This window comes from Kiloniella antarctica (genome assembly GCF_042682825.1).
Classification (GTDB): Bacteria; Pseudomonadota; Alphaproteobacteria; order Kiloniellales; family Kiloniellaceae; genus Kiloniella; species Kiloniella antarctica.
Window position 1 is genome coordinate 603,681 of sequence record NZ_JBHUII010000001.1, and the last position, 18,930, is coordinate 622,610.

The 18,930-nt window shown below is 47.2% G+C and carries 17 protein-coding genes; 10 read left to right on the forward strand and 7 right to left on the reverse strand.

Annotated elements, in window-relative coordinates:
* Positions 1–165: 165 nt before the first annotated feature.
* Entirely contained in the window at positions 166–1,068 is a 903-nt protein-coding gene (locus ACFSKO_RS02895) for a LysR family transcriptional regulator (protein ID WP_380248219.1), read from the reverse strand.
* Between the two features lie 130 nt (positions 1,069–1,198).
* Between ACFSKO_RS02895 and ACFSKO_RS02900 the strand changes: the two genes are divergently transcribed.
* The gene (locus tag ACFSKO_RS02900) at positions 1,199–2,251 is read left to right on the forward strand and encodes a D-cysteine desulfhydrase family protein (RefSeq protein ID WP_380248221.1); all 1,053 of its coding nucleotides are present in this window, start codon (positions 1,199–1,201) and stop codon (positions 2,249–2,251) included.
* A gap of 77 nt (positions 2,252–2,328) precedes the next feature.
* Here the strand turns inward: ACFSKO_RS02900 and ACFSKO_RS02905 are convergent, their stop codons facing one another.
* Positions 2,329–3,552, reverse strand: coding sequence for a glycosyltransferase family 4 protein (locus tag ACFSKO_RS02905; RefSeq protein ID WP_380248223.1), 1,224 nt, complete (start codon positions 3,550–3,552; stop codon positions 2,329–2,331).
* 31 nt (positions 3,553–3,583) lie between these two features.
* Between ACFSKO_RS02905 and ACFSKO_RS02910 the strand changes: the two genes are divergently transcribed.
* From ACFSKO_RS02910 to ACFSKO_RS02930, 5 genes are all read left to right on the forward strand, one after another.
* Positions 3,584–4,363: an alpha/beta fold hydrolase gene (locus ACFSKO_RS02910; RefSeq protein WP_380248225.1), complete on the forward strand. Its 780-nt coding sequence runs from the start codon at positions 3,584–3,586 to the stop codon at positions 4,361–4,363.
* A 134-nt stretch (positions 4,364–4,497) separates the two neighbouring features.
* Positions 4,498–5,460, forward strand: coding sequence for a bifunctional helix-turn-helix transcriptional regulator/GNAT family N-acetyltransferase (locus ACFSKO_RS02915; RefSeq protein WP_380248227.1), 963 nt, complete (start codon positions 4,498–4,500; stop codon positions 5,458–5,460).
* 8 nt (positions 5,461–5,468) lie between these two features.
* Positions 5,469–6,269, forward strand: a complete 801-nt coding sequence (locus ACFSKO_RS02920; protein WP_380248229.1) for an AzlC family ABC transporter permease — start codon at positions 5,469–5,471, stop codon at positions 6,267–6,269.
* Positions 6,266–6,583: an AzlD domain-containing protein gene (locus ACFSKO_RS02925; protein WP_380248231.1), complete on the forward strand. Its 318-nt coding sequence runs from the start codon at positions 6,266–6,268 to the stop codon at positions 6,581–6,583. The genes ACFSKO_RS02920 and ACFSKO_RS02925 overlap by 4 nt, the downstream gene beginning before the upstream one ends.
* A 33-nt stretch (positions 6,584–6,616) precedes the next feature.
* Positions 6,617–6,988: a cupin domain-containing protein gene (locus ACFSKO_RS02930; protein WP_380248233.1), complete on the forward strand. Its 372-nt coding sequence runs from the start codon at positions 6,617–6,619 to the stop codon at positions 6,986–6,988.
* Between the two features lie 78 nt (positions 6,989–7,066).
* Here the strand turns inward: ACFSKO_RS02930 and ACFSKO_RS02935 are convergent, their stop codons facing one another.
* Positions 7,067–7,954 (reverse strand): SDR family oxidoreductase, encoded by an 888-nt coding sequence (locus ACFSKO_RS02935; RefSeq protein ID WP_380248235.1) that lies wholly within the window; start codon positions 7,952–7,954, stop codon positions 7,067–7,069.
* Positions 7,955–8,056: 102 nt separating this feature from the next.
* Between ACFSKO_RS02935 and ACFSKO_RS02940 the strand changes: the two genes are divergently transcribed.
* Positions 8,057–8,836, forward strand: coding sequence for a tetratricopeptide repeat protein (locus ACFSKO_RS02940; protein WP_380248237.1), 780 nt, complete (start codon positions 8,057–8,059; stop codon positions 8,834–8,836).
* A gap of 44 nt (positions 8,837–8,880) precedes the next feature.
* On the opposite strand, the gene ACFSKO_RS02945 is transcribed toward ACFSKO_RS02940, so the two are convergent.
* Positions 8,881–9,552 (reverse strand): glutathione S-transferase family protein, encoded by a 672-nt coding sequence (locus ACFSKO_RS02945; protein WP_380248239.1) that lies wholly within the window; start codon positions 9,550–9,552, stop codon positions 8,881–8,883.
* Positions 9,553–9,793: 241 nt separating this feature from the next.
* Between ACFSKO_RS02945 and ACFSKO_RS02950 the strand changes: the two genes are divergently transcribed.
* The gene (locus ACFSKO_RS02950) at positions 9,794–10,447 is read left to right on the forward strand and encodes an ArsR/SmtB family transcription factor (RefSeq protein ID WP_380248241.1); all 654 of its coding nucleotides are present in this window, start codon (positions 9,794–9,796) and stop codon (positions 10,445–10,447) included.
* A 90-nt stretch (positions 10,448–10,537) separates the two neighbouring features.
* Positions 10,538–10,831 carry a hypothetical protein gene (locus tag ACFSKO_RS02955; RefSeq protein WP_380248243.1) on the forward strand — a complete coding sequence of 98 codons (294 nt, stop codon included), beginning with the start codon at positions 10,538–10,540 and terminating at the stop codon, positions 10,829–10,831.
* A 47-nt stretch (positions 10,832–10,878) separates the two neighbouring features.
* Here the strand turns inward: ACFSKO_RS02955 and gltB are convergent, their stop codons facing one another.
* The 3 genes from gltB to ACFSKO_RS02970 form a co-directional block, all read right to left on the reverse strand.
* On the reverse strand, positions 10,879–15,408 hold the full coding sequence (gene gltB, locus ACFSKO_RS02960) for a glutamate synthase large subunit (RefSeq protein ID WP_380248245.1): 4,530 nt from the start codon (positions 15,406–15,408) through the stop codon (positions 10,879–10,881).
* A gap of 11 nt (positions 15,409–15,419) precedes the next feature.
* A complete protein-coding gene (locus tag ACFSKO_RS02965) occupies positions 15,420–16,847 on the reverse strand; it encodes an NAD(P)-dependent oxidoreductase (RefSeq protein ID WP_380248247.1) in 1,428 nt (475 codons plus the stop codon).
* Between the two features lie 240 nt (positions 16,848–17,087).
* Positions 17,088–18,029, reverse strand: coding sequence for a complex I NDUFA9 subunit family protein (locus tag ACFSKO_RS02970; RefSeq protein ID WP_380248249.1), 942 nt, complete (start codon positions 18,027–18,029; stop codon positions 17,088–17,090).
* A gap of 217 nt (positions 18,030–18,246) precedes the next feature.
* On the opposite strand from ACFSKO_RS02970, the gene ACFSKO_RS02975 reads away from it, so the two are divergent.
* Positions 18,247–18,870 carry a ribonuclease D gene (locus tag ACFSKO_RS02975; RefSeq protein WP_380248251.1) on the forward strand — a complete coding sequence of 208 codons (624 nt, stop codon included), beginning with the start codon at positions 18,247–18,249 and terminating at the stop codon, positions 18,868–18,870.
* Positions 18,871–18,930: the final 60 nt, after the last annotated feature.

The following is an 18,930-nucleotide window of genomic DNA, read 5'->3' on the forward strand; positions in this document are numbered from 1 at the left end:
TCTCAGTTTCAGTTCTATCAACAAGGGAAATTAAATCTTCTAGAGTTTCTGCAATGTAAAAGGATTCCTTGCCCTGTCAAGCGTAACACCAAGGATTCAGCCAATAATTTCTATAAATCACCCCTAATCCAACTTAATCGCATCCTGTTCTTTGAATTTACTTTTTTAAGTCCCGGTTTTACCTTCCATCATACGAAAATATTCAATGAGGTCAGGCAGTAGGGGAGATTCTTTACGATAACGTGCGGTTACGAAGCAAAACTCCCACTTCATTTCAGGAACAATCGGGATGACTTTAACATCAGGATTAAGATTTTCTCGGGCAATGTCCTGATCCATCAATGCCAAACCAACCCCCTGCTCGACAAGACGCAACGCGATCCTTTGCGTCCTCACTTCGGCAACAAAGTTTGGTTCAACAGCAAGTTTTCTGAAAAGCTCCATCGTTTGATACCGAAAGGGGCTTCCTGAACCAATGGAAATAAAGTCCTGCCCACTTAGCTTTATCAAAGAAATTTTATCGCAAGAAGCATACTCATGCCCTGCAGGCACCGTACAAACAACCGAAGAACTCTTCCACGGATACACCTGAAGAGCAGGATTACTTAGGGGTAACGCCACGACCCCAAGATCAAATTGCCCCGAGGTCACCAGATCAATTACCTGGGTCATGCCAAAGGATTCAATTTCAACGAAAATTCCTTTACGTTGCGCCAAGAAGGAACCAATGACAGTACTGACAATTCCATCTGCATAAGCCGGTAGCGCTGCAATACGGAGATGGCCTAACTTTCCTTGCCGGATTGCCTGAGCTTTTTGCTCAATATCTGACACCGCCTTAATCGAGAGTCTGGCTTCCTCAAAAAAACGATGCCCATTTGACGTCAATGCTAATGCTCGTCCTGAACGCTCAAAGAGCTTAAAGCCAACACCCTCTTCAAGAGTTCGAAGCAAATGGCTGATCGCAGGTTGGGATACATTTAAAAATTCAGCCGCTGACTTCACAGACCCCAAATCGACAATGGTGTGAAATGCTTCAAGCTGCTTTAGACTGATCCGTGCAGACATTCTTTAATCTCTCAAAGTTAATCATTAGTTTATTTTATCTAAAACCAACTATTTCTCAATTTTTCTTATTTATAAATTATTTTATCTTTTATGACATGGAACCAAGCTCCCTTTTATAAGGTCCAAGCACATGATCGAAAATGCTTTGCACTCTCCCGAAAACCTTATCCCCGAACTGAATATCCACAGAAGAGTTCTTCTTGGCCATAGCCCCACACCAATCGACGCCCTGCCCCACCTAGGGAAAGAGCTTGGCATAGAAGTTTGGGCAAAAAGGGATGACTGTAATGGTCTCGCCTTTGGTGGCAACAAAGTCAGACAATTGGAATACTACCTCGGCCCCGGCGAACAGCAAAAAGCCGACACCGTTTTGATTACCGGTGCCTTACAGTCGAACTTTGTCCGTTTGACCGCAGCTGCCGCCTGTAAACTTGGCTGGCAAGCGCATGTACAACTCGAAGAGCGAGTCCCCAGCGACGATACTTTCTACCGTACATCAGGAAATATTTTCCTGAACAATCTCCTTGGTGCCGAGATTTCATATTTTCCCGAAGGAGAAGACGAAGCCGGTGCAGATAACACCCTTGATGAACGCGCAGAAAAACTTAAGAAAGCGGGTCGCACCCCTTATGTCATCCATCTGGGTTTAAATTCTCAACCTCTTGGAGGCCTGGGATATGTCAGAGCCGCCGCAGAAACCTGGATACAGATCAAACAATCCGGAAACGAACCTGACTTTGTCGTCATTCCATCCGGTTCAGGACTGACCCACGCAGGTTTTCTGGTTGGGGCACGGGCAATTGGTTGGAACGTGCCGATTATCGGTATTTGTGTCCGGCGGGACCGCGCCTCTCAAATCACAAGAATCAACCAGCGCGCCAAAGAAATCCAGAAGATGATTGCTCGCCCAAACCTCATAAAAGAAAGTGATATCGAGATTTCTGACCGGGTTCTCGCTCCCGGTTATGGTCAAATGAACAAAGCCGTACAAGAAGCCATCGAAAAATCTGCCCATATGGAAGCACTGATCCTTGACCCTGTTTATAGCGGCAGGACGATGGCCGGACTATTTGATCAGGTCAGAGAGAACCGCATTCCACTGGGTGCAAAAGTTCTTTTCGTTCATACGGGAGGAAATCCCGCAATATTTGCTTATCAGAATGCAATCACCGACTTTAAGTAAGTTTAAAACCGGATTTGAAAAAAACAACCGACACCCTATTACGCGTCACAAAACGATACGGCGTAATAGGGTGAGTATTAGTTCGACTTAGACGCCGTTACCAACTCGTGATAAACGCCAACAGTCTTGGCACACATGAGTTTTTTCGTGAAAAACTGCTGCACCCGCTCCTGACCTTTTAAAGAAAGAATTTCCCGCTCACGCGCATTAAGCCCCAAAGCTCGGCGAATTGCGCGAGCACAACTCTCAGCATCCCCATTTTCAAAAAGAAACCCTGTTTCGTTGGGAACCAATTGCTCTTTAGCACCGCCATGGTCGCTTGCCACGACAGGACGACCCATGGCCTGCCCTTCGCTAACAACACGACCAAAGCCTTCTGGATCCGTAGAAGCAGACACCACAACATCCGACAGCATGTAAGCTGACGGCATATCGTTGCAATCGTCCATAATAAAGGCCCGACCGACCAGATCCTTATCCAGTATCATTTTTTCCAGCTCATCCCGATAGGCTGTACGCCCTTGGTCAGAGCCAACCAACGCACAACAGAGATCCAAATCTCTAAGATGAGTCAGCGCTTCCAGCAAAACCGCCTGCCCCTTCCAACGGGTAAGACGTCCGGGCAGCATAATCAACGGCACACCATCCGGCAGGCGCCAGTTGGTAGAAAGCTGAATAACCCGGACAGCACTCACTGCATGAGGGCTAAAACTATCCGTATCCATGCCACGATGGATCACACGAATCTTACTCTCATCAACTTGATAATTTGTCCGAATATAATCCGAAACAAACTCAGAGATGGAAATGACAACATCACCTTTGGTCATGATCGAATTGTAGTAACGCTTCAAACCGTTGTGAATATTGTAAGGCGCATGCACCGTTGTCACGAAGGGAACACCTGTTTTTCGCGCAGCACGGTGCGCCGGACGCGCCGGAGCGCGTGATCGCGCATGCACGATATCAACGCCGCGCTCTTTAATCAGGCGAGCCAAACGTCCAGTGTTCCGCCACATTGTCCAAGGGTTTTTGGAGTGAACAGGCAGCTCTACGTGCTCAGCGCCCGCAATTTTAAGACGCGCGACTAACTGACCGCCCTTAGAAGCAACAATGGCTTTGCCGCCAGCTTCAATCACCGCTTTTGCCATATCCAGCGTCCCGCGTTCGACACCGCCAGAATCCATAGCGGGAACGACTTGGAGAACCGTTATTGGCGTCCCGTCCGCTTTTACAAGAGAAGGAAGCACAGGGGTAGCGGCTTCGGATAACGTGGTGTTAAGATATGTGCCATCAGTCATATGTCGGTTACTTCAGGAGTCCTATATTTTTATGTCTAAAAGCGATACAAAGCAGCCTACTCTACGTCCCCAATTCATAGAACGCCCCGATGGAGAGCGTATAGCCTATATCAAGACAGAAGGCGACAAGGATTTACCTGGCATTGTCTTTCTTGGCGGCTACATGTCCGACATGACAGGGTCAAAGGCGACTGCTTTGGAAGAGTTTGCTGTTAAAAATAGTCAAAATTTTGTTCGTTTTGATTATATGGGGCATGGACAGTCATCTGGCAAGTTTACTGATGGCACAATAGGGCGTTGGACCGAAGATGCCCTCGCCGTGATTGATGACCTAACCACAGGACCGCAAGTTCTGGTTGGTTCATCCATGGGCGGATGGATCATGCTCAATGCCGCGATCAAACGTCCAAATCGAACTAAAGCTCTTGTTGGAATCGCAGCCGCTCCAGACTTCACCGAAGATCTTATGTGGGATAAATTCTCTCCTAAAATCAAAGACACTCTCCTGAATGATGGCGTGTATTACGAACCGAGTGAATACGGCGATGAATCTTACGCGATCACGTTAAATTTAATCGAAGAGGGTCGAAAACACCTCCTGCTGGGCAGTGAACAGCCTATTGATTGCCCTGTCCGACTTATCCAAGGAGTCAAAGACCTCGATGTCCCTTGGGAAGTCGCACCTCAAATATTGGAGTCGGTGCGCTCAAAAGACGTAGAGCTTACATTGGTGAAGAACGGCGACCATCGCCTTTCCGAACCTGAAGACCTTGCACGACTGTGCCATATTGTTAGCGAGATCAGCCTTTAAGCCCCTATTCAGGTTCTTGTAACCTAAGACAAAAAAGCAGCGAATATTCCCTTCGCTGCTTTTTTGCTTTTTTCCAACAGCACAATTTAGTATAGTAGTTACGTAACCAGTTACGTAACTACTATACAGTGATCATGAACTATCTAACATCCCTTGGCAGCTTAACCCTCGGCAGTCGCCTCAAACGCTTGAGCGACACCCTTTTTAACGAGGTCAATATCATCTATGAAAAAACAGGCGTTGCGCTGCAAGCGGGCTACTTCCCCCTGTTCTATCTGCTTTACAAAGAAAATTCGGTCTCGGTAACCGATTGCGCTACCGCCCTTGGGGTTAGCCATCCTGCCGTAAGCAAGATGTCACGGAAAATGATCGAAGATGGCTGGGTTATCAAAACTCCATCACCCAAAGATGAACGAACACAACTCCTAACCCTTTCCGACCAATCGAGACACGCTTTACCTAAACTGGTTCCAATTTGGGATGAAATCAAAAGGTCTCTGGATCGAATGCTTGAAGAAGCTCGAGGCGAAAATCTTATTGAACAGCTCATAGCCATGGAAAAAGAAAACGCCACAATCTCACTCAGCAAAAAAGTCCTCGACAATTTAGCCGATCCTTATTTATCAGGCGACATCGAAATTGTGGGCTGGGACGCCAAGTATGCAGACACCTTCAAGCAGCTAAGTAAAGAATGGTTAGACCATTACTTTCCCAATCTTCAAGAAGAACGGGACAAGGAATCGCTTGATAATCCAGGCGGTTATTACCTCGCCCGGGGTGGAACAATTTTCTTTGCTCTTACTGGCGGACAACCCGTTGGTGCTTGTGCCCTCGCCCGAGAAAGTGACGATCTTTATGAAATTTCAAAAGTTGGGGTCACTCCTGCGGCACAATCTCGAGGCATCGGGCGAAAATTGGTCGTCGCAGCTTTGAATGAAGCAAGAAGACTTGGCGCAAAACAAGTCTTTCTCGAAAGTAATAGAAAACTTGTAAACGCCCAAAAAATCTATCGAAAACTTGGTTTTTGCGACATTCCTCATCCCACTGGGACGTCAGCATACCGACGGTCTAATATTTATATGATTGTAACACTATGAGTAAAACGATGAGTGAAGCACATACCTCCAACAATCACTGTATCGGAGAGACACACGAGGATACTCAAAAGGCTTCTCGGAGTGAAATCCTTATTGAAATCCTTGCAGGATCACGCGCAACCTTACCAATGGTTGTCGGTGCTATTCCTTTTGGCATTATTTTTGGCACTCTCGCAGACCAGAGCGGCCTATCGCCTATTGCTGCGATCGCCATGTCGATATTCGTCTTTGCAGGCTCGTCCCAGTTTATTGCACTCGGATTGCTTGCTGCGGGAACAGGTCCTCTGATCATCATTGCAACTACCTTCATTGTGAACCTGCGACACCTTCTTTACTCGGCTGCAATTGTCGATGACGTCAAACACCTTTCCGGGCCGTGGCGCGCGCTCATCGCTTTTGGCCTTACGGACGAAGCTTTTGCCACGGTTGTTGATAAAATTCGCAAATCTGATGACACATGGCGCTTAAAATATGTCCAGTGGTTCTATCTCGGGTCCTTTGGCACCATGTATGCGAACTGGATCCTCTGCACCATAATAGGCATCACCTTGGGTGAGCTTGTCCCGGGCATGAGTGGTTGGGGACTGGACTTTGCCATGTCTGCTACCTTTATCGGCATGGTCCTGCCATACCTCAACACCCGTCCAATGATGGCATGTGTCTTGGTTGCTGCCGCCATGTCTCTTGGCACAGCAGATCTGCCCCACAAACTTGGTCTCATGGTATCAGCACTGTCCGCCGTTGCGGTTGGCCTCTCCTATCATCTCGCCAGCCGGAAAAACTTGACCAATCGGAGAACAATAAAATGACTGAAGTCTTCATGATCGCCGGAATGGCTTTTGTAACCTTTGGCATTCGCTACGTCTTATTGGCTTCCGCAGGACACTTCACCTTTCCAAACTGGGCAAAAACGGGCCTCAACTTTGTGCCTCCGGCCGTTTTGACAGCCATTATTGTGCCAGCGGTCCTTATTCCCAATGGGGCAGGCATTGAATTCCATCTGCAGAACGCGTACCTGCTCGCGGCCTGCGTTACTGTGGTCGTCGGCTTGATCCGTAAGGATCTTCTGACGACCATCGTAGTCGGCATGGTTGCCTTTGGTATTTTTAAGTGGCTGCTCTAATCCAACCTCACACGAAACTTAGATGGAACAAAAATGCCTGAAAGAAACGTTGTTAATCTACCCGAAGCGCTCAGCCAGATTAACGAGCAATGGTCCCCGAAGATTCTTGCCAAAGTTAATGACCAATACGTCAAGATTGCCAAGATCGAGAACGAATTTGTCTGGCACAAACACGACAATGAAGACGAGCTCTTTTATATCATAAAAGGTAGCCTTCAGATGCAGTACGAAGATGAAACCATTGTGCTCAATGAAGGCGACATGCATGTCGTCCCCAAAGGTGTTATGCACAATCCTGTTGCAAAGCAAGAGTGCTGGATCATGTTGGTGGAACCCGTCGCAACCGCCCATACAGGCGACATTGTGACCGATCGTACCCGCAGCCTGGAAGAGCAATTGAGCTAACATTGAACTATGGCAGTTGAGAATAAACATCCAATGGCTGTACCCAGAGACTTCTGAATACCACGGGTTACGGATTATTTACAAAAGACTTTTTAATCCTGTCTCATAATCCGGGTACGCCAACTCCACATCCAACTCTTTAAGAATACGACTGTTATCAACTCTTTTATTATCGAGCCAAAAAGTTCTCGCCATAGCGCTCATCTCGGCTTCAGCAAACGGTACTAGCGGAGGAGGAATAATGCCCAATAGCTGACTGGCCAGAGTGGTAACTTTCCATGGTTCCTCTGGAGCATTATCGCAAACGTTATAAATTCTACCGGGGTTTGGTTTTGTCATAGAAGCAATTAAGACATTTGCAATATCCTCAACGTGAATACGACTAAAGATATGTCCCGGTTTAGAAATTCGCTGCTTTACTCGCCCAGAACGGAGAGCATCCAAAGGGCTACGCCCGGGCCCATAAATACCTGCCAATCTAAAAACTTGTACCGGGATATCGAATTTTTCCCATAGAACCTGCCACCTTTTCTCCGCCAGCGCTCTTTGAGTACTTCTCACACTCGAAGGATTGAGCTTGTCATCCTCATGAACCAACGCCCCATCCCTGTTGCCATAAACGCCCGTTGTGGAAAGATAGCCCAACCATTTCAGGTTATTGCATGCCACAATATCAGCAGCATGGTGATCAAGAACCACATCTCCCTCTTTTCCCGGAGGAACAGAAGTAATAACATGAGTAACGTCTTTCAAAATCTCACCAGGATTCACAAGCGGGACATCTCGATCAAAGTCATAAACATGGAAGTTCTCAGCTTGAAGCGCCTCTCTCTTACCATGATCTTTCTCCGTATCGGGTCTCACTGTACCCGATACAGTCCAGCCCTGGGCTTTTAGCCTGCGCGCTAAAACCAGAGCAGAATACCCCAAACCAAAACAGAAAAGATGATTAGAATTTTGTGACATAGGTCCCTCAGTCTCGAAATTGCCTAATTCCTTATATAGGCTCCGCAACACAACAAAAAAGCAAAGCTTGCCAAGAACACAATTTATGGTCCAAATGCCCTTATGATTAAGAAAAAAATTGCATCTGTAGCCTTATTTTCCCTCTTTACCGTACTCAACCTTTCTAACAGTGTTGAGGCTGCAGGGAAAAAGCCACCGATTAATCACGAAGACCAATATACGGCCTGTATAAAGCTGGTTGAACGCCGACCGGATGCTGCTTTTGAGGCCGCTCTTTCCTGGGCCTCACAAGGTGGTGGATTCCCCGCAGAACACTGCGCCACTCAGGCGCTTTATGCATTAAAAATTTACGATGCCGCAGCAACCCGCCTGGAGAAACTCGCCGATGCGATGAAGACGGACAATGCAGAGCTTCGCTCGCAACTGCTTCATCAAGCCGGACGCGCCTGGTACGACCACGGCGACCTAGAGCGCGCCTTCGCCGTTCAAAGTACGGCCATAACTCTCTATCCAGATGGCACAGATTATTATATCGACAGGGCGGAAATTTTAGCCGAACTCGGTCGATTTAACGAAGCTCTGATCGATCTGGAAGTCGCACACAGCCTTGATCCTGAACGTGACGACATCATCACCTTACGGGCAACCGCCAAACGTTATCTCGGCGACGATATCGGTGCAAAAACAGATATCGATCGCGCGCTTGAAATAAATCCAGATAATCAGGAAGCCCTACTGGAAAGAGGTATCCTCAAACGCATTAAAGGTGACGACACTGGCGCCCGTGAAGACTGGCTGCGAATCGTAAATATGGCACTAGGCACTCCCGCCGCTGATGCCGCCCAGCGCAATCTCGAAAAGCTGGACGTAAAGGTGGAATAAGCCGAAAAACGACTTTTCTCTACCTCTAGAAACCTAAATCATTTTTAAAAATCAAGATCTGCGTAGTGCTTAGGCGGCGGCACACCCGGAACCAAATCCGTGAGCACTCCGCGCATACACGGACGTGACTTGATTCGAGCATACCAGTCTTTGGCCCCGAGATGGTCTTTCCAAGGCACATCGCCCATATAGTCCAGCGACGAAATGTGCGACGCAGCTGTAATATCGGCGAGCGAAAAATCATCCCCCGCAAGCCAGGTACGACGGTCGGTTAGCCAGGCGATGTATTCCAGGTGATAGTGGATATTGGCATGGCCCGCTCGTATGGCCTGAGAATTTGGCTCTCCCAACCCCAAGAAGCGTTTAAGCATTTTCTCTTCGACAAGGTTTGTTGTGACCTCGCGCCGAAATTTATCATCGAACCACGCAACGATTCGACGAACCTCAGCTCGCGTTAATGGATCTTCACCCAGGAGAGTGTTTTCAGGATAAACCTCCTCCAAGTATTCAGAGATGACCTGCGCCCCCCCCGTAATGCTCGTGCCATCACCCTCGACAAGCACAGGCACTTCACCAGCAGGATTAAGCTTTAGAAACGCATCTCGGCGTTCCCAAACTTTTTCAGCGTAAAGCTCGCATTCCAGCTTTTTTTCTCGCAACAACATGCGGATTTTGCGGCAACCAGAATCGAGTGGAAGATGATGAAGTTTTCTCATTACCGCGACTATACTCTCGCTTGCCAAACGAGAAAACCTCGGAAAATACGGATGTTAAAAAGAACACAAATCACGACATAAACACCAAAACATTTGTTTTATAAAGAGGATCTCATTTGCCTGATAAAAGTGGCTGCAAAAAGATGCTTATAACTTTTATCGTCACTTCTTAAATTTAATTGCAAACCGACAACACTTCGTCTACCATTTAATTATGAAAGAAGGACCAGATATAGCCTTATTGGGCTCTCTCATAGGCGACCCTGCACGCGCAAACATGCTGTCTGCGCTAATCAGTGGGAAAGCCCTCACACCAAGTGAGCTTGCTGAAATCGCCAATATCACACTGCAGACAACCAGCGCCCATCTTAAAAAAATGGAAGCTGGCGGCCTTATTCGACAACGCAAACAAGGGCGGCATCGCTATTTCAATCTTGCTGATGAAGATGTCGCCGGGCTGATCGAAAGTATGATGGGGCTCGCTGCAAAAAAAGGCCACATCAGAACCAGGACCGGACCAAAAGCGCCTGAACTGAGAAAAGCCCGTGTTTGTTATAACCATCTGGCAGGAGAACTCGGCGTTCAGATGTACGACAGTCTCATTTCCCGGAAATATCTGCATGAAAATGAGGATGAAGTTACTCTGACCAAGGCTGGTAAAGACTTTATTTCAACCCTCGGCATAGAGATTGATACCCTGAAAAGCTCTCGCCGGCCTCTGTGTAAATCTTGCCTGGACTGGAGTGCGCGCAGAAGCCACCTTGCCGGATCGCTTGGAACTGCTTTGCTCGATCATATTTACGCTAAAGGTTGGGCTCGACGATTGAACGAGGTTCGCGTTGTTGAGTTTTCCCCAAAAGGTGAGCTGGAGTTTACGGCTCATTTCCCCCTATAAGTTTTCAACATTCTAAATTCGGCCCTCGATTGGACATTTCCAGTGCGGACTTCACAATTTAAAACCCTTTTTCATCTGTCTAATGATGATATGGATATTATTGAAATTAAGCTTTTGAATTTACCTTCAGGTAGCGATAAATCCCTCCTGTTCTATTGGCTTCTCATCAGAAAAGAAATCGCGCCAGAGCGCCTGACTTATATGAATATGTCAGATCACAAAGAAACCCAATTTAGAAATTTCAAGGAAGGGCAGTTGACCTTCAACGACACAGTAGGGAAATACACGCCAATAGAATCTGGGAAATCATACAAATTTGACGTTATTAATCCGCCAGATCTCAATATAAATTTGATTCAAAGAGTAGAAAATTATCTGCCTTAGGAAAACCGTTTAGGGGAGCTAATCACCATTAACTCCCCAAAAAACGGTTAAGCTGTTTTTAACTCAGCTTCGTCGGTAACTGGGTGTTCCAAAAGGTTGAGCATTTCTTTTGGAACGACTTGCCAAAAGTCACCTTTGATCTGGTGCCAGTCATTAAGAAGAAGCTCTGCATACACCGACTGAGTTTCAGCCCGATGCTCTTTTATCAAATCAAGTAACACTTGTTCCCAATGATCCGTTTTAACTTTTTGATAAATCACAGTTTCATTGTTAATTCGACTTGGGAGCAAGCGATTAGGATCATAAATAAACGCCATGCCTCCAGACATTCCAGCCCCAAAGTTCATTCCGACATCTCCAAGAATGACCGCAGTTCCACCTGTCATATACTCACAGCCATTCGAACCACACCCCTCAACCACCACTTCAGCTCCTGAATTACGCACAGCAAAACGCTCACCAGCCTGTCCAGCAGCAAAAAGTTTCCCAGCCGTTGCCCCATAGAGCACAGTATTGCCGATAATCGTATTATGTTGAGTTGCAAGCTTACTTGAAGCTAATGGACGCACGGCAATCACGCCTCCGGACAAGCCTTTACCTACGTAATCATTGGCATCCCCAAAAACTTCCAACTTCATCCCCTGCACTGCAAAAGCACCAAGAGATTGCCCTGCAGAACCGCGTAAACGCACTGTAATATGACCCGGCTGTAGTTCTTTCATGCCGAAACGGCGGGTTATTTTAGAGGCCAAACGTGTCCCGACAGCACGGTGGGTATTTCGCACATTGTACTGTAACTGCATCTTCTCCCCGACTTCAAAGAAGGGGTTCGCATCTTTAATGATCTGAGCATCCAAAGTATCAGGAACCGCATTACGTCCTTCAAGAGTGCAATAACGCTTTGCATCCCCGCTATCAGCAAGTGCAAGTAATGGGTTGAGATCGAGATCATCAAGATGCGGCGCCCCCCTACTCACTTGTTTTAGCAGGTCAGTACGTCCAATAATTTCATTTAAAGTTTTATAACCAAGAGAGGCCAAAATTTCACGAACCTCTTCGGCAATAAAGCTAAACAGATTAACAACTTTTTCTGGCGTCCCGCCAAAGCGCGCACGTAGATCTTCGTCTTGCGTACAAACACCCACAGGGCAAGTGTTTGAATGACACTGGCGCACCATAATGCAGCCCATAGCCACCAAAGACGCAGTCCCAACACCATACTCTTCGGCGCCAAGCATTGCCGCAATGACGATATCGCGACCTGTCTTGAGGCCACCATCGGTGCGAAGCGTGACATTGTTTCGCAAACCGTTCAACGTCAAAACCTGCTGAACTTCACTCAACCCAATTTCCCAGGGAACACCCGCAAATTTCAAGGATGTTAGTGGTGATGCTCCGGTTCCGCCGACATTACCTGAAATAAGGATCACATCCGCCTTTGCCTTGGCCACACCAGCAGCAACAGTTCCTATCCCGGAACGTGCGACAAGCTTCACACAGACCTTTGCTATCGGATTGATCTGCTTGAGATCGTAAATAAGCTGAGCCAAATCTTCAATCGAGTAGATATCGTGATGTGGCGGCGGGGAAATCAGGGTTACGCCCGGGGTAGAATGACGTAACCGTGCAATCAGTTTCGTCACCTTGAAGCCTGGAAGCTGCCCGCCTTCACCCGGTTTTGCCCCCTGCGCGACCTTAATTTCGATCTCACGGCACTTATTCAGATATTCAGCCGTCACGCCAAAACGACCAGAAGCCACTTGCTTAATAGCAGAGTTTTCGTTGTCACCGTTCGGGTGTGGCACATAACGTTCGGGCACTTCACCACCCTCCCCGGAATCAGACTTGGCGCCAATACGGTTCATGGCAATATTAAGCGTACCGTGGGCTTCCGGGCTTAAAGCCCCCAACGACATTGCTGGAGTGATAAAGCGTTTTCTCAATGATGTGATTGACTCTGTATCTTCAACGTCAAGTCCACCTTCGGGATCGCGCTTAAAGTCGAGTAAATCACGTAAATTGATCGGCGGGCGCTCATGAAGCCCCTGAGTGTATTTCTTGAAAAGAGAATAAGATCCCTTAGTAACCGCCGTTTGCATGGTGTGAATCAGCTGACCTTCCCACGCATGCTCTTCCCCCCCTGCGCGATAGCGATAAAACCCCCCAACAGGGAGAGCGGTCGAGTCTGACTGCCACGCTTTTTCGTGAAGTTCGAGCGCCTTCTCTTCAAGTCCGTTCATACCAATACCTGAAATCCGGCTTGGCATTCCCGGGAAGAATTCATCAACCAAAGTACGGGAGAGCCCCAGAGCTTCGAAGTTATACCCCCCCCGATAAGATGAGATAACGGAGATTCCCATCTTACCCATGATTTTAAGCAACCCATCGTCCACAGCCGTTGTGAAACGCTCCATACAAACATCAAAGCTCATATCGCCAAACAAGCCACGACGATGGCGATCAGCAATCGCCTCTTCCGCCAAATAGGCATTTACAGTTGTTGCACCAACACCAATGAGAACTGCAAAATAATGAACATCCAGACATTCAGCACTGCGCACATTAATAGAACAAAAAGACCGAAGCTTGTGTTCGACAAGATGTGTATGAACAGCACCTGTTGCCAAGATCATTGGAATGGCAACGCGCTCAGCACTTTGCGCTTCATCGGTCAAAACAACGTGCTCAAACCCTTCGCGCACAAACTCTTCAGCCTCACGACGCACCCGATTTAGGGCATTTCGCAAAGATCCCGGCTTGCCGCTTGCCTCAAAAGTACAGTCAACGACGCCGACCGAACGGCCCATATGTTTAGATAGAGCGACAAATTCAGAATTAGTCAAAACTGGAGAGTCTAATTGAAGAATGGTCACCTGACCTTCTTCTTCATCCAGCACATTGCCAAGATTACCCAAACGCGTAATCAATGACATCACCTGTTTTTCACGCAAGCTGTCGATTGGTGGGTTTGTCACCTGGCTAAAGTTTTGACGGAAGAAATGATGCATCGGCCGCACGTTGTCAGAGAGAACCGCAAGTGGCGTATCATCCCCCATTGACCCTATCGCTTCTTTGGCACCCTCCACCATTGGATGGAGGATAAGTTCCATATCTTCAACTGTGAGACCGAAATCCAACTGGCGCCGCCTTAACTCATCACGAGAGAGAGGTTTACGGCTGTATTTGTGCTTTTTGACAAGGTCGTCGATGACCAGAATATTTTTCAGCCAATCCCCATAAGGCTGTTGCGCTGCCAAACGATCCTTTAAAGCTTTATCCTTGTAGATCTTACCTTCTTCGAAATTGACCGCGATCATTTGTCCTGGACCCAATCGGCCTTTCTCAACAATACGGCTCACATCAATATGAACCATCCCGGTCTCTGACCCAGCAAAGAGCAAACCGTCATCTGTGATCGCATAGCGCATCGGTCTCAGGCCGTTGCGATCCGTTCCCGCCAATGCCCAAGGACCAGAAAAACCACAGACAGCAGCGGGACCATCCCACGGCTCCATCACAGCATTACAATAGGCATAGAGCTCTTTGTGCTCTTGTGGAACGGCGTCGTTCTTACTCCATGACTCAGGCACCAGCAGCGTCTTCGCCATCGGAAGACTACGGTCTGACCGGATCATTAACTCAAACACAGAATCCAAAGCAGCAGAATCAGAACTTCCCGGTCGAATTACAGGCTTTAGATCTTCAACGTTTGATCCAAATTTTGGATGATCAATTCGACATTCATGTGACTTCATCCAATTCACATTACCCCGAAGCGTATTGATCTCTCCATTATGGGCAATTACTCGGAAGGGCTGCGCCAAATGCCACGTCGGGAAAGTATTGGTCGAAAAGCGTTGATGGAAGATCGCAAAGCAAGAAACGAAGCGCTCATCCTGAAGGTCAGGGTAAAAATCAGCCAAATTCTCAGCAAGGACCATGCCTTTATAGATTATTGAGCGACAACTGAAGGAACAAATATAGAAGTCTTTTATAGAATCACGCTCAGTTGCGGCTTCAATCCTGCGCCGAATAATATAAAGGTCAGTTTCAAAACGCTCAGCGTCAACACCCTTGCTGTTGGCAATCATAATCTGTTCAATTTCAGGGCGGTTCAGGCTTGCCTTTTCCCCGCAAATCGATGTGTTGACCGGAACTTGACGCCAGCCATAGATAGAATAACCAAAATTAAGAATTTCTCGCTCAACAATAACACGGCAGCGTTCTTGCGAACCGAAGTCTGTCCTTGGTAAAAACACCATACCAATGGCGAGGTCTTCCTGCTTTTTCGCATGACCGATATGCTCAATGTGTTCGCGGAAAAATTCTTTTGGAATCTCGACGTGAATTCCACATCCGTCACCAGTTTTCCCATCAGCATCTACAGCGCCACGGTGCCAGACCGCTTTGAGAGCTTCAATACCCGCTTCAACAACAGAACGCCGAGGATTTCCATCAACTGCGGCAACAAGACCAACACCACAGGCAGAGTGTTCGTCTTCGGGATTATAAAGACCATGCTTTTGATAATGCGCAGCCTGCTCTTCCCATTTTTCAATTGGGTTTTTACTTTCCATGGGCTCTCTCCTTAAGCGGCTGCAGTTTTTCTGCGCTCGATATATGAATGTATTTGATCAGCAGCATCCCGAGCATCCTTGATTGCCCAAACAACAAGGGACGCACCACGAACAATATCACCAGCGGCAAAAACACCATCCAAGGCCGTCATCATCGTTGAATTATTAACCTGTAACGTGCCGTAACTACTCACCTCAAGAGCTTGCTCATTAAAGAGTTTCGGTAAGTTTTCCGGTGAAAACCCTAACGCTTTGATAACAAGGTCAGCAGGAATGGCTTCACGAGAATCAGGTACAATTTGCGGCACTTGACGCCCTGAAGCATCAGGAACACCCAAATGAACTTTGGAAACAAGGACTTCGCTTACGTTCTCCGTACCAACAAAAGCATCAGGAGCGGACAGCCAAACAAATTCAACACCTTCCTCCTCGGCGTTTTTAACTTCTCTCTCTGACCCGGGCATATTTTCTTTATCTCGGCGATAAAGGCATTTAACGGATTTTGCTCCCTGACGAACGGCAGTACGAACACAATCCATAGCCGTGTCTCCACCGCCAATAACAACAACGTTCTTGCCCTTGGCATCCAGGTCTTCACTCATATGGTCAGACCCAAGGCCTAAATCACGGCGATTTGCTTCCGTCAAATAATAGAGTGCTGGTAAAATATTCCCGAGTTCACTACCTGGCAGACTAAGATCACGCGCTTGGTATACACCCGTCGCAACCAAAATTGCATTATGCTTTTCACGTAATTCAGAAAAAGGAAGTGTCCCGCCAATATCCTGGCCAAGATGAAACTTGATCCCGGCTTCTTCCAGCAGTTTGATCCGCCGATCAACAACATCTTTTTCAAGTTTAAAACCCGGTATTCCATAACTAAGCAGGCCGCCAGCACGGTCATAACGATCATAAATATGAACCTGATACCCCCTGCGCCGTAGCTGCTCACCCGCAGCTAACCCTCCGGGACCGGCACCAATAATAGCGACGGTTTCTGCGCGCTCTCGAACCGGAACAACAGGTTTCACCCAACCATTTTCCCACGCAGTGTCGGTAAGGAATTTCTCTACAGCTCCAATGGTAACCGTCTCATGCCCTGATTGCTGAATAACGCAGGAACCTTCACATAACCTATCCTGAGGACAAATTCTTCCGCAAATTTCCGGAAAATTATTGGTTGCCTGCGAAAGCTCGTAAGCTTCTTCCAAGCGACCATTTGCCGTCAGCATTAACCAGTCCGGGATGTTGTTGGCAAGTGGGCAGTGGATCTGACAAAATGGGACACCACACTGAGAACAGCGACTTGCTTGAATTTGAGCCGCGCCCTCTGTGAAAGAATCATATATTTCCCGAAAATCCTCACTCCGCTGCTTCGGAGTACGTTTTTCTGGCATCTTTCGCTCTTGCCGAACGAATTGAAGCATCTTGTCTGACATTTTCTCTCTCCTGAAGCAGTGCGCTTTTTTTATTATTTTTAATGCAATGTGGAATTTCCCACGCACAAGCAATCTGCGAGTCTCCGCTATAGCAACAATCAATAGTACATATAGGTAACTATATTTGACCTATATGTCAAATTACAGAGAGAAAATTCTCGAAAAATCAAAAAAATATCAAGAAGCAACTCACAATAGTCTCGATTTGGTACTATTGCGGAGTATTTTTATCAAACCCGACTACTTACCCCCACCCGAACGATATCGAGACAGATAAGTCGGCAAAATCAATTCAACATCAACCGGATCAATACCGAATGCACCAACACCCAATGCATGGCTTGAGACCACATTATCATTTTGTAACATCTTAAGCTGATCCAAAGTGAGTGGCGGGTTCGGTAGCACCCCGAAAAAGAAAGCCTGAACTTTAGCAATCCACATGGGCAGAGATACAAATAGTCTGTCTCGCCTAATTTGCCTCAACATAACCTCTAAACACCTTCGAAAAGACAGAACCCTGGGGCCGCCAAGCTCATAAACACTCCCCCCATAATCTTTCGGGTTATTTACAGCTTTAAGAATTGCATGCGCGACGTCCCCTACATAAACAGGTTGAAATTTCACCCGACCACCGTCGATTAAAGGCAAAAAAGGACTGATCACTGACATGCGAGCGAAGCGATTAAAAAAATCATCCTCTGGACCAAAAATTATACTCGGCCGCATGATCGTTACTCCTGGAAAGCTCGACTTCGCCGCCAACTCCCCTTCTGCCTTACTTCGACCATAAGCTGAAAAAGACCGCACATCAGCGCCAATAGCTGACATTTGGATCAAAGCCCTCACCCCCGCATGTTTCGCAGCCAGCCCGATTACCCCCGGCAATGAAGCCTGCAAATAATCGAACCGCTGCCTCCCCCCTTCAAAAAGAATTCCAATAAGATTAACGACCGCATCACTTCCAGCAATCACATGCGAAACGGCTTCCTCATCAAAGACATCAATAACCAGAGGCACAACCTGTCCCACATCACCACAGGGACACAAAAATTTGGCATGATGCGGGTCTCTTACAGGCACACGTACTTGCCACCCATCTTTCGCCAATAGCGAGACAACGTAACGACCGACAAACCCTGATCCGCCAAATACAGTCACGACTTTAGTTGAGCTTTTCATTCGACCTCTCACTTGCATACCCTCGGTACAATTGAACTCCAATCAATCATTCCATTTACGAAACAGGAATGGCGCACATACGTACAAATAATATACACTAAAAGCCGCAAGAACCTTGACAGAATTTTACCGCCAGCGAGAATGCAGCCACATTAACGTTACATCGACGCTTTGCTGATATGCTCTTAGCGCGACCAACCCACTCCAGGAGCCCAAAGTGAGCGACGTAAAAATCCACCTCCACCAAACAGACCTTCCAAATGACGTAGATTTCGGGAACGCCGTTGCAGTTGATTCAGAAACCATGGGATTAAATTTATCCCGGGATCGACTTTGCCTGATACAGCTTTCAGCAGGAGATGGTGTTTGTCATCTCGTACAGTTCAAGGATGGTAACTTTGATGCACCGAACCTTCGTGCGCTCTTTACCAACCAGGACATTACCAAAATATTTCACTTTGCCCGCTTCGACCTTGCAGCAATTGAACGTTATCTCGGTGTCACCTGCACTCCCGTTTTCTGTACTAAAATTGCCTCTAAACTGATCAGAACCTATACAGACCGTCATGGCCTCAAAGAACTCTGCAAAGAGTTATTGAAAGTTGACATCTCCAAGCAGCAACAGTCATCCGACTGGGGCTCTCCAGAACTTTCAGAAGATCAACTTAAATACGCCGCTTCCGACGTCCTTTATCTCCACAAAATGATGGCCATTCTTGAAGAGCGCCTCGAAAGAGAAGGCCGTACCCAGATGGCTAAATCCTGCTTTGACTTCCTGCCTTGGCGCGCCAAACTTGATATCGCAGGATGGGACGAAACAGATATTTTTGCTCACTCCTAAACCGTAAAAAAATAATGGCTGATACTTAAAGTTAACTGTCAGCCATTATCTCGACATTAT